At 52.1% G+C, this 12,363-nt stretch carries 4 protein-coding genes, 1 tRNA gene, 3 rRNA genes and 2 pseudogenes; 5 read left to right on the forward strand and 5 right to left on the reverse strand.

Annotated elements, in window-relative coordinates:
* Nucleotides 1-3: 3 nt before the first annotated feature.
* From prmA to lpxP, 5 genes and pseudogenes are all read left to right on the forward strand, one after another.
* Entirely contained in the window at nucleotides 4-894 is an 891-nt protein-coding gene (prmA, locus tag AAGR22_RS19755; protein WP_067710209.1) for a 50S ribosomal protein L11 methyltransferase, read from the forward strand.
* A 118-nt stretch (nucleotides 895-1,012) separates the two neighbouring features.
* Entirely contained in the window at nucleotides 1,013-1,756 is a 744-nt protein-coding gene (locus AAGR22_RS19760) for a carbonic anhydrase family protein (protein WP_345829201.1), read from the forward strand.
* A 304-nt stretch (nucleotides 1,757-2,060) separates the two neighbouring features.
* A pseudogene (gene dusB / locus AAGR22_RS19765) lies at nucleotides 2,061-3,069 on the forward strand (tRNA dihydrouridine synthase DusB).
* Nucleotides 3,051-3,347, forward strand: a complete 297-nt coding sequence (gene fis, locus AAGR22_RS19770) for a DNA-binding transcriptional regulator Fis (RefSeq protein WP_000462905.1) — start codon at nucleotides 3,051-3,053, stop codon at nucleotides 3,345-3,347. The pseudogene dusB and the gene fis overlap by 19 nt, the downstream one beginning before the upstream one ends.
* A 198-nt stretch (nucleotides 3,348-3,545) precedes the next feature.
* Nucleotides 3,546-4,466, forward strand: a complete 921-nt coding sequence (lpxP, locus tag AAGR22_RS19775; protein WP_067710204.1) for a kdo(2)-lipid IV(A) palmitoleoyltransferase — start codon at nucleotides 3,546-3,548, stop codon at nucleotides 4,464-4,466.
* A gap of 1,097 nt (nucleotides 4,467-5,563) precedes the next feature.
* Here the strand turns inward: lpxP and AAGR22_RS19780 are convergent.
* From AAGR22_RS19780 to AAGR22_RS19800, 5 genes and pseudogenes are all read right to left on the reverse strand, one after another.
* Nucleotides 5,564-6,672, reverse strand: a pseudogene (locus AAGR22_RS19780) (IS3 family transposase).
* Nucleotides 6,673-6,954: 282 nt separating this feature from the next.
* Nucleotides 6,955-7,070 (reverse strand): 5S ribosomal RNA (gene rrf / locus AAGR22_RS19785).
* 299 nt (nucleotides 7,071-7,369) lie between these two features.
* A 23S ribosomal RNA gene (locus AAGR22_RS19790) occupies nucleotides 7,370-10,274 on the reverse strand.
* Nucleotides 10,275-10,632: 358 nt separating this feature from the next.
* Nucleotides 10,633-10,708, reverse strand: a tRNA-Glu gene (locus AAGR22_RS19795).
* Between the two features lie 69 nt (nucleotides 10,709-10,777).
* Nucleotides 10,778-12,319, reverse strand: a 16S ribosomal RNA gene (locus AAGR22_RS19800).
* Together the 16S, 23S and 5S rRNA genes with 1 tRNA gene alongside form the textbook arrangement of a ribosomal RNA operon.
* Between the last annotated feature and the right edge of the window lie 44 nt (nucleotides 12,320-12,363).

Below are 12,363 nucleotides of genomic sequence, written 5' to 3' on the forward strand. Positions count from 1 at the left end.
GCAATGCCCTGGATACAAATGAAAATCAACACCACTGGCGCTCAGGCTGAAGAGATGGGCGATGCGCTGCTCGAGAATGGCGCCGTATCAGTAACCTTTCAGGATACTCACGATAATCCGGTATTTGAACCCCTTCCCGGGGAAACCCGTCTGTGGGGCGATACTGACGTCATTGGTCTGTTTGATGCCGAAACCGAAATGCAGGACGTGATTGCGGGCTTATCACAGCATCCGCTACTGGGCGCGAACTTTTTGCATAAAATTGAACAGATCGAAGATAAAGACTGGGAACGTGAATGGATGGCGAATTTCCATCCTATGCGCTTTGGCCAACGCCTGTGGATCTGCCCAAGCTGGCGAGATGTTCCCGATCCCAGCGCGGTGAATGTGATGCTGGACCCTGGCCTGGCGTTCGGTACGGGTACCCATCCTACTACGGCCCTTTGTCTCTCCTGGCTTGATAGCCTGGATCTGGCGGGCAAAACGGTGATCGATTTTGGCTGCGGCTCCGGTATCCTGGCAATCGCGGCATTAAAGTTGGGGGCTGCAAAGGCGATTGGGATTGATATCGATCCACAGGCGATTCAGGCCAGCCGGGATAATGCAGAACGCAACGGCGTATCAGATAACCTGACGCTTTATCTGCCGCATGAACAGCCTGATAACCTCAGTGCCGATGTGGTGGTCGCAAATATTCTTGCTGGTCCACTCCGTGAACTCGCGCCCCTGATTAGCGTGCTGCCAAAAGCAGGGGGTCATCTGGGTCTTTCAGGGATACTGGCGAGTCAGGCAGAAAGCGTATGTGAAGCCTATGAACAGGCATTTGTCCTGGATCCTGTGGCAGAAAAAGAGGAATGGTGCAGAATAACGGGCACAAGAGTGTCTAAAAATTGATCAAAATCAAATATGGTTACTCTTTAGTAATATATATATTGAAATAGTAACCATGAGTTATTAGCATCCCAATCCCGCCGTGAACGACGTCGTTCGCGGCTTTTTTTGGATAGCTACTATGAAATTTAGAATCAACTCCTGCGCGTTAGTTTTAGCACTTCTTACTGCTCCCTTCGTTCATGCTGACGCTCACGGCAAATGGTCATACTCCGGGGAAAGTGCACCAGACAAATGGGGTACGCTTAACAATGCCTTTGCCACCTGTGAGAAGGGTTTTAATCAGTCACCGATTGATATACAGAAAACCATTAAAGGTGAACTTTCCCCCCTGTCTATGTCCTTTAGCGCTAAGGATAAATCCATTATTAATAATGGGCATACCATCCAGATCGACGTCAATGATGGCGATCATTTAGTAGTAGATGGCACTACTTTTACCCTGAAACAGTTTCATTTCCACACGCCGTCTGAAAATCTCATTGATGGGCGGACCTACCCGCTTGAAGTTCACTTTGTGAACAGCAGTGCCCAGGGGGAGCTGACGGTGATCGGCGTAATGATTGACGAAGGGCAAGAGAACCCCGTCATCGCTGATATTTTGAATAATATTCCCGCGCAGATTAATCAGGCGCAGAAGCTGAGTAAACCACTTGCACTCGCGCACTTAATGCCGGGCGACAAACACTATTACCGCTTTAGCGGATCTCTCACCACCCCGCCCTGCACTGAAGGCGTTCGCTGGCTGGTGATGAAAGATCCGGTATATGCTTCCAAGGCACAAATCGCTGCGTTTGAGGCGGCGCTGGCTCAGCAAAACAGCCGTCCAGTACAACCGCTCAACGGTCGCGTCGTTATTCATTAAAAGTTTCGCTTATTGCTGGTGGGATCCACTGCTTTTCACGCTTTCTCTCATCACATCTGCCGGTAAAAGGCAGATGTGATGCTTTTTATGCGGATTGGCATTCATACAAAAAGAAATAATATGATGCCATTTTGACCGTGTGTTTTTAATCTATTGATATATAACAATAAAATACTTTTCCTGCGGTTGCGTCACCCTGACCATGCTTTGTTAAAGGCAATTGTTCAAAGTTTGGCCTTTCATCTTACTGAAAAAATGCGTAATATACGCCGCCTTGCGGACACACAATGGTCACTTTTTTTTCATGCGCATAGGAAATCACCAGCTTCGCAATCGTCTGATTGCAGCACCAATGGCCGGGATTACCGACAGGCCTTTCCGGACTCTTTGCTATGCAATGGGTGCTGGTATGACCGTATCCGAGATGCTGTCGTCAAACCCTGAAGTTTGGGCGAGCGATAAATCTCGGCTGCGCATGGTACACAGTGACGAGCCCGGTATTCGTACCGTGCAAATTGCCGGTTGTGACCCGGTAGATATGGCTGAAGCCGCACGCGTTAATGCTGCATCTGGCGCGCAGGTTATCGACATTAATATGGGTTGTCCGGCCAAGAAAGTGAATCGTAAGATGGCGGGATCCGCCCTGTTACAGCATCCGGAGCTGGTGAAGTCTATCCTCTCTGCGGTGGTGAACGCGGTAGATATCCCCGTTACGCTGAAAATTCGCACCGGCTGGGACACAGACAACCGCAACTGTGTAGAGATTGCCCAATTGGCTGAGCGCTGTGGCATTCAGGCTTTGACCATACACGGCCGTACTCGCGCCTGTATGTTCAACGGCAACGCTGAATACGACAGCATTCGGACAGTTAAGCAGAACGTTTCCATTCCCGTTATCGCGAATGGGGACATTACTGACCCGCATAAAGCCAGAGCCGTTCTTGATTATACGGGGGCTGATGCCCTGATGATAGGACGAGCGGCTCAGGGAAGACCTTGGATCTTCCGGGAAATCCAGCACTATCTGGACACTGGGGAGCTGCTGGCACCGATGCCATTAGCTGAAGTTAAGCGCTTGCTTATCGGGCACCTACGGGAACTGCATGACTTTTATGGTCAACGCAAAGGATATCGTATTGCCCGAAAGCACGTCTCCTGGTATCTCCAGGAGCACGCCCCAAACGACCAGTTTCGGCGCACATTCAACGCCATTGAGGATGCCAGCGAACAGCTGGAGGCGTTGGAGGCATACTTCGAAAATCTTGCGTAATAGAAATAAAGAGCTGACAGAACTATGTTCGAACAACGCGTAAATTCTGACGTACTGACCGTTTCCACCGTGAACTCACAGGATCAGGTGACTCAAAAGCCACTTCGTGATTCGGTCAAACAGGCACTGAAGAACTATTTTGCTCAACTGAATGGTCAGGATGTGAATGACCTGTATGAGCTGGTACTGGCTGAAGTAGAACAGCCACTGTTGGACATGGTGATGCAATACACCCGTGGCAACCAGACACGTGCAGCCCTGATGATGGGTATCAACCGCGGTACGCTGCGTAAAAAACTGAAAAAATACGGCATGAACTAAGTCGGGTTTATTGTCATCAAGGCGCTACCTTACTGTTAGCGCCTTTTTTATAGTTTCATCTTCCTCAGAATTGTCTTGTTTGTGTAAAGTGCCGTTTGCCGAACTAACTTCCTGACGATACAGTTGTCCAAATTAATGTATCGCTGGTGATGTATATCTTTTGGCGCTACCTCCCCTTGTACGCTAAAAGAGAGAAATATGAAGGTTTCACCTCGTTTTACCTTAGGCCTGATGCATCCTCGTTATTTTGTAACGTGGATCGGATTGGGACTTCTATTTTTACTTGTTCAGTTGCCATTCCCTTTCCTCGAGAAGCTGGGTACGTGGATGGGCCGCACCTCTATGCGCTTTCTTAAGCGCCGTATTCGTATTACCCGACGTAATCTGGAACTCTGCTTCCCTGATATGCCCGCGGATCAGCTTGAAAGGCGTATCGTAAAGAACTTCGAATCACTGGGTATGGGTCTGCTGGAGACGGGCATGGCCTGGTTCTGGTCCGATCGCCGCGTTCGCCGCTGGTTCAAAGTTAACGGCCTGCATAATCTTCGCGAGGCTCAACAGGACGGGCGTGGCGCGCTGATAATCGGCGTACATTTTATGTCACTTGAGCTGGGTGGCCGGGCAATGGGCCTGTGCCAGCCGATGATGGCTATGTATCGTCCACACAATAACAAGCTGATGGAGTGGGTGCAGACTAAAGGACGCATGCGCTCTAATAAGGCGATGATCAACCGTCGTGACCTGCGAGGCATGGTGCATGCGCTTAAGCAGGGAGAAGCCGTCTGGTTTGCGCCTGACCAGGACTATGGCCCAAAAGGCAGCGTATTCGCCCCGCTGTTTGCCGTGCCTGAAGCCGCAACGACCAGTGGTACATGGATGATAGCCCGTATGGCGAAGCCCGCAATGATAACCGTGGTGCTGATCCGTAATGAAGACGGTGGCGGTTATGAGCTGGTTATCCAACCGGAACTCAAGGATTATCCGATTGAAGATGAGCAGCGCTCCGCTGCTTATATGAACAAAGTCATTGAGCGTGAAATTATGCGTGCTCCTAATCAGTACATGTGGCTGCATCGCCGTTTCAAAACGCGCCCAGCCGGAACCACGTCACTGTACTGATTTGTCTTTTATGGCCTGAGCCAGCTGCTTAGCTGGCTCAATGTTCCTTCTCTCTCCCCTTATCGCCTGCTCCCCTTATCTCCTTCCCTTTACTTCTCTCCTACTCTGTATTCCTCTAATCTATAGATAGTTACCATCACTCTATAACGCGCTTGTGATTATCTGGCAACCCTATATGTGGGCACGCTCTGCTTCAGTTTGATACGTGAAAACCCACAGTATGTCTTATGCCGTCAGGATAAGTGGCGTCAGAGATAATCAGCTTACGGCAGACGGCCAGCATACATGTTCGCAGCTCAGCCTGTTTGATGACAAAGGAATTTATTATTCGGTAAACAATGTTTTTTCATCGGCATCGCCTGCGCTCAGGGAGAAATTATCATGCCGGGACTCGGTTTCTGGCTGGAGTACTGGGACAGGATAATTATTTTACGTGCATTATGTCCGTTCGATGAGTCTGGCCAAATGATGGATATAAGAGTTTGTGAATGAGCAGAAGCAGACTGAACACGATATATCGAGCTGGCTGAGGACGATATAGTCCTGTTGTGTGGTACGCATAAAATAGGTTTGTTCATACATGACAGATAAGATGACCTCCAGCGATCGTAGCGAGGCTGTAAGGCTGTAAGGCTGTAAGGCTGTAAGGCTGTAAGGCTGTAAGGCACGCGCAGTATAGGGATGCTTCGCGAATCACCAGTCAGAACGCACTTTTGCCCCTCTTTATCACTGGGGTTGTCGGACTATTCATGGGGATGATGTATGTTTCCGCCGGCCCTGCTCACCCTCACTGAGAATTCCTGGCGATAGCGTATGGGAGTGTCGGGTGCCAGTGCTGGATCTGAATGCGGTGGATACCGTGGTGGATTTTATTGCTCAGTGGCGGGAAACACAGCGCCGCTCTGCCGGTACTGAGTGAAGGTTACGGGATGATTTACAGGCCAGCACGTAACAGTCATGACCGTGAGCGGGGCCTGAATGCAGTAATCCTGATCCTGTGACCTGCCCCCCGGATTAGATACAACCCTCAGTTAGTAATGTCGGTTGGTTGACCCGCTCCCCGTATGTGATCCATTCATAATCAGGAATAACCGGCTTCATGTTGGTTGCGTATTCTGGCAACCGGCAGATTTTTCGGCAAATTCAGAGGGAGTCATCCAGCCCAGTGCAGAATGGGGACGACTCTGGTTATAGTGTATGCGCCAGGCCTCGATTTTGCACCGTGCATCCTCCAGAGACATGAACCAGTTCTCGTTCAGGCATTCCTGCCGCAACCTGCCGTTGAAGGACTCGACCGTGGCGTTGTCCGTCGGTGTTCCCGGCCGTGAGAAGTCGATCCTGATCCCTCTTTCATAGACCCACCTATCCAGCATTTTTCCTGCAAATTCAGATCCATTATCGGTTTTCAGCAACTGCGGTAAGGGACGCCTGAGCGCTATGCTGTTCAGCATTTCTGCCACTTCTGTTGAACGCAGATTCTGCCCTACGCAGATCCCCAGGCATTCGCGGGTGTAAAGGTCGATAACCGTCAGCAGGCGCAGTCGTCGCCCGTTAAACAGCGCGTCCGAGACAAAATCCATGCCCCAGACGTGATTCGGATACAGACCCTGAGGCTGCGGTTGTCGGCGCTGGGCCGATTTATTGCGGCGTGGCCGTTTGAGGCGCAGCGACAGACCCTGCTCACAGTAGAGGCGGTAGATTCTTTTGTGATTATCGCGCCAGCCTTCCCGCCTGAGCATCACGTGTACCCGGCGGTACCCGTAATGAACCCGGGTTTCGGTTATCTCACGGATGCGTAGCCGCAGTGCGCTGTCGTCGGCGGCCACAGAACGATATCGAAACGAGCTGCGGCTGACCCGCAGCGCAAAACAGACCTGTCTCTCACTGGCACCGTAGCGGGCTTGCAAATCCCTGACCCATTCGCGCAGGCGTGCCAGCGTCAGCTCTTTTTTGCCAGCACGTCCTGCAGCATCGCCTTGTCGAGGCTCAGATCGGCAACCAGCCTCTTCAGCCGCAGATTTTCCTCTTCCAGTTGCCGCATATGCTTCAGCTCCGAAGGAGAAATGCCGCCGTATTTTTTACGCCACGTATAGAAAGTGGCATCCGAAATGCCCAGCTTGCGACAGACGTCCGGCACTGACGTACCCAGTTCAGCCTGCTTGAGGGCAAAAACAATCTGCTCTTCGGTGAATCGTGACTTTTTCATCGGCACAGCCTCCGTTCAGGGGAGTGTTTATCATGCCGGAATTCTGTTTCTGAATGGAGCAGGATTTTGGGTCAGGGTCACCTGAGCGCAATTTTCCCGGTCCCTGTACGCAAGACCCTGACTCTGAGCGCAATCCCCCCGGCCCCTGTACGCATAATACTGACTCTGAGCGCAATCCCCCCTGCCACTGTACGCATAATACTGACTCTGGGCCGAATAATTTCCCTGCCCCATAACGCAAAAAACCCTGACCGTGAGGTCAGGGTTATCGCTTTATTTGATGCCTGGCAGTTCCCTACTCTCGCATGGGGAGACCCCACACTACCATCGGCGCTACGGCGTTTCACTTCTGAGTTCGGCATGGGGTCAGGTGGGACCACCGCGCTACAGCCGCCAGGCAAATCTTGGTGCACGGAACGAATATTTTGCGCTGCTGCTGCGCTGGCTTCACTTGCAAACTCAGTCACATACTTCAGTATGCTCCTTCCTTCGCTGCGTTTGCCGCTTTGCCTCAGCACAAACTCTTTCGTTCCCGCTAATCTTTTAAATCACACTCCGCAGACTCACGTCCGCAGGGCAGATAAAATCTCCTGCTCCGTCCCGCATGCGTAATAGGCAGAACAGCTTAATTCTTGTCCGGATAAGCTGAAAATTGTCTTCTGTCTCTCACTGCTCACCAGAACGCTTCTGGTGTTGTAAGGTTAAGCCTCACGGGTCATTAGTACCGGTTAGCTCAACGCATCGCTGCGCTTACACACCCGGCCTATCAACGTCGTAGTCTTCAACGTCCCTTCAGGACCCTTAAAGGGTCAGGGAAGATTCATCTCGAGGCAAGTTTCGCGCTTAGATGCTTTCAGCGCTTATCTTTTCCGCACTTAGCTACCGGGCAATGCCATTGGCATGACAACCCGAACACCAGTGGTGCGTTCACTCCGGTCCTCTCGTACTAGGAGCAACCCCTCTCAATCTTCCAGCGCCCACGGCAGATAGGGACCGAACTGTCTCACGACGTTCTAAACCCAGCTCGCGTACCACTTTAAACGGCGAACAGCCGTACCCTTGGGACCTACTTCAGCCCCAGGATGTGATGAGCCGACATCGAGGTGCCAAACACCGCCGTCGATATGAACTCTTGGGCGGTATCAGCCTGTTATCCCCGGAGTACCTTTTATCCGTTGAGCGATGGCCCTTCCATTCAGAACCACCGGATCACTATGACCTGCTTTCGCACCTGCTCGAGCCGTCACTCTCGCAGTCAAGCCAGCTTATGCCATTGCACTAACCTCACGATGTCCGACCGTGATTAGCTGACCTTCGTGCTCCTCCGTTACTCTTTAGGAGGAGACCGCCCCAGTCAAACTACCCACCAGACACTGTCCCCACGCCAGATTATGGCGCCAGGTTAGAACATCAAACGTTAAAGGGTGGTATTTCAAGGTTGGCTCCACGCAGACTGGCGTCCACGCTTCAAAGCCTCCCACCTATCCTACACATCAAGGCTCAATGTTCAGTGTCAAGCTGTAGTAAAGGTTCACGGGGTCTTTCCGTCTTGCCGCGGGTACACTGCATCTTCACAGCGAGTTCAATTTCACTGAGTCTCGGGTGGAGACAGCCTGGCCATCATTACGCCATTCGTGCAGGTCGGAACTTACCCGACAAGGAATTTCGCTACCTTAGGACCGTTATAGTTACGGCCGCCGTTTACCGGGGCTTCGATCAGGAGCTTCTCTTGCGATAACCCCATCAATTAACCTTCCGGCACCGGGCAGGCGTCACACCGTATACGTCCACTTTCGTGTTTGCACAGTGCTGTGTTTTTAATAAACAGTTGCAGCCAGCTGGTATCTTCGACTGGCTTCAGCTCCGCGAGCAAGTCGCTTCACCTACGCACCAGCGTGCCTTCTCCCGAAGTTACGGCACCATTTTGCCTAGTTCCTTCACCCGAGTTCTCTCAAGCGCCTTGGTATTCTCTACCTGACCACCTGTGTCGGTTTGGGGTACGATTCGTTGTTACCTGATGCTTAGAGGCTTTTCCTGGAAGCAGGGCATTTGTTACTTCAGCACCGTAGTGCCTCGTCATCACGCCTCAGCCTTAAGGCGTTCCGGATTTACCTGGAACACCAGCCTACACGCTTAAACCGGGACAACCGTCGCCCGGCTAACATAGCCTTCTCCGTCCCCCCTTCGCAGTAACACCGAGTACAGGAATATTAACCTGTTTCCCATCGACTACGCCTTTCGGCCTCGCCTTAGGGGTCGACTCACCCTGCCCCGATTAACGTTGGACAGGAACCCTTGGTCTTCCGGCGAGCGGGCTTTTCACCCGCTTTATCGTTACTCATGTCAGCATTCGCACTTCTGATACCTCCAGCAGACCTCACAGTCCACCTTCAACGGCTTACAGAACGCTCCCCTACCCAACAACACATAAGTGTCGCTGCCGCAGCTTCGGTGCATGGTTTAGCCCCGTTACATCTTCCGCGCAGGCCGACTCGACCAGTGAGCTATTACGCTTTCTTTAAATGATGGCTGCTTCTAAGCCAACATCCTGGCTGTCTGTGCCTTCCCACATCGTTTCCCACTTAACCATGACTTTGGGACCTTAGCTGGCGGTCTGGGTTGTTTCCCTCTTCACGACGGACGTTAGCACCCGCCGTGTGTCTCCCGTGATAACATTCTCCGGTATTCGCAGTTTGCATCGGGTTGGTAAGCCGGGATGGCCCCCTAGCCGAAACAGTGCTCTACCCCCGGAGATGAGTTCACGAGGCGCTACCTAAATAGCTTTCGGGGAGAACCAGCTATCTCCCGGTTTGATTGGCCTTTCACCCCCAGCCACAGGTCATCCGCTAATTTTTCAACATTAGTCGGTTCGGTCCTCCAGTTAGTGTTACCCAACCTTCAACCTGCCCATGGCTAGATCACCGGGTTTCGGGTCTATACCCTGCAACTTAACGCCCAGTTAAGACTCGGTTTCCCTGCGGCTCCCCTATACGGTTAACCTTGCTACAGAATATAAGTCGCTGACCCATTATACAAAAGGTACGCAGTCACACCACGAAGGTGCTCCCACTGCTTGTACGTACACGGTTTCAGGTTCTGTTTCACTCCCCTCGCCGGGGTTCTTTTCGCCTTTCCCTCACGGTACTGGTTCACTATCGGTCAGTCAGGAGTATTTAGCCTTGGAGGATGGTCCCCCCATATTCAGACAGGATATCACGTGTCCCGCCCTACTCTTCGAACTCACAGCAAGTGCATCTTTGTGTACGGGAGTGTCACCCTGTACCCTGCGACTTTCCAGACGCTTCCACTGATGCACAAACTGATTCAGGTTCTGGGCTCCTCCCCGTTCGCTCGCCGCTACTGGGGGAATCTCGGTTGATTTCTTTTCCTCGGGGTACTTAGATGTTTCAGTTCCCCCGGTTCGCCTCGCAACACTATGTATTCATGTTGCGATAGTGTGTCGAAACACACTGGGTTTCCCCATTCGGGTATCGCCGGTTGTTGCGGTTCATATCACCTTACCGGCGCTTATCGCAGATTAGCACGCCCTTCATCGCCTCTGACTGCCAGGGCATCCACCGTGTACGCTTAGTCACTTAACCTCACAACCCACAAGCGTCCTTTCTGTCCGTAATGGCTGCGCGTCGTGATGGCGGCATTGTGCAGTGCTCACAGTGCTCATGGACATTACGTCCACTCCGCCTGCTGCGCGCTGACGCCTTACCTTCACTTAGCTCGCTCATTACTGATGTCAGTAAAGACTGCTGAGTTGTAAGCATTTGAGAGACTCGACTGTATCGTGTTATTTCATTCTTATTACGGAGAATGAAAACGATACGTCGTTTCAATTTTCAGCTTGTTCCGGATTATTAAAGAGCAGTTATCTCAAACATGACTCGCCTTCAGGCAGAATCAGCTTTGAGATACGGTTGATAATGTCTTTCACTCATTATCAGGAGATGGCGTCCCCAAGGGGATTCGAACCCCTGTTACAGCCGTGAAAGGGCAGTGTCCTGGGCCTCTAGACGATGGGGACTCTGTACTGTTGCTCATTACTTCTATCAGACAATCTGTTGTGGACACTACGCGGGAAAGTATCTTCAGGTAAGGAGGTGATCCAACCGCAGGTTCCCCTACGGTTACCTTGTTACGACTTCACCCCAGTCATGAATCACAAAGTGGTAAGCGCCCTCCCGAAGGTTAAGCTACCTACTTCTTTTGCAACCCACTCCCATGGTGTGACGGGCGGTGTGTACAAGGCCCGGGAACGTATTCACCGTGGCATTCTGATCCACGATTACTAGCGATTCCGACTTCACGGAGTCGAGTTGCAGACTCCGATCCGGACTACGACGCACTTTGTGAGGTCCGCTTGCTCTCGCGAGGTCGCTTCTCTTTGTATGCGCCATTGTAGCACGTGTGTAGCCCTGCTCGTAAGGGCCATGATGACTTGACGTCATCCCCACCTTCCTCCGGTTTATCACCGGTAGTCTCCTTTGAGTTCCCGACCGAATCGCTGGCAACAAAGGATAAGGGTTGCGCTCGTTGCGGGACTTAACCCAACATTTCACAACACGAGCTGACGACAGCCATGCAGCACCTGTCTCACGGTTCCCGAAGGCACTAAGGCATCTCTGCCAAATTCCGTGGATGTCAAGAGCAGGTAAGGTTCTTCGCGTTGCATCGAATTAAACCACATGCTCCACCGCTTGTGCGGGCCCCCGTCAATTCATTTGAGTTTTAACCTTGCGGCCGTACTCCCCAGGCGGTCGACTTAACGCGTTAGCTCCGGAAGCCACTCCTCAAGGGAACAACCTCCAAGTCGACATCGTTTACGGCGTGGACTACCAGGGTATCTAATCCTGTTTGCTCCCCACGCTTTCGCACCTGAGCGTCAGTCTTTGTCCAGGGGGCCGCCTTCGCCACCGGTATTCCTCCAGATCTCTACGCATTTCACCGCTACACCTGGAATTCTACCCCCCTCTACAAGACTCTAGCCTGCCAGTTTCGAATGCAGTTCCCGGGTTGAGCCCGGGGATTTCACATCCGACTTGACAGACCGCCTGCGTGCGCTTTACGCCCAGTAATTCCGATTAACGCTTGCACCCTCCGTATTACCGCGGCTGCTGGCACGGAGTTAGCCGGTGCTTCTTCTGCGGGTAACGTCAATGAACGAGGTTATTAACCTCACTCCCTTCCTCCCCGCTGAAAGTACTTTACAACCCGAAGGCCTTCTTCATACACGCGGCATGGCTGCATCAGGCTTGCGCCCATTGTGCAATATTCCCCACTGCTGCCTCCCGTAGGAGTCTGGACCGTGTCTCAGTTCCAGTGTGGCTGGTCATCCTCTCAGACCAGCTAGGGATCGTCGCCTTGGTGAGCCATTACCTCACCAACAAGCTAATCCCATCTGGGCACATCCGATGGTGTGAGGCCCGAAGGTCCCCCACTTTGGTCCGTAGACGTTATGCGGTATTAGCTACCGTTTCCAGTAGTTATCCCCCTCCATCGGGCAGTTTCCCAGACATTACTCACCCGTCCGCCACTCGTCACCCAAAGAGCAAGCTCTCCTGTGCTACCGTTCGACTTGCATGTGTTAGGCCTGCCGCCAGCGTTCAATCTGAGCCATGATCAAACTCTTCAATTTAAAAGTTCGATTTGCTTCAACAAGTGAAGCGATGCTCAAGTGTA

Source organism: Erwinia sp. HDF1-3R, from assembly GCF_039621855.1.
In the GTDB taxonomy this organism is placed as follows: domain Bacteria; phylum Pseudomonadota; class Gammaproteobacteria; order Enterobacterales; family Enterobacteriaceae; genus Erwinia.

Bases quoted from the DNA above. Each gene is read 5' to 3' on its own strand.
- fis (WP_000462905.1), top strand. From the start codon at position 3,051: ATGTTCGAACAACGCGTAAATTCTGACGTACTGACCGTTTCCACCGTG.
- AAGR22_RS19760 (WP_345829201.1), top strand. From the start codon at position 1,013: ATGAAATTTAGAATCAACTCCTGCGCGTTAGTTTTAGCACTTCTTACT.
- prmA (WP_067710209.1), top strand. From the start codon at position 4: ATGCCCTGGATACAAATGAAAATCAACACCACTGGCGCTCAGGCTGAA.
- lpxP (WP_067710204.1), top strand. From the start codon at position 3,546: ATGAAGGTTTCACCTCGTTTTACCTTAGGCCTGATGCATCCTCGTTAT.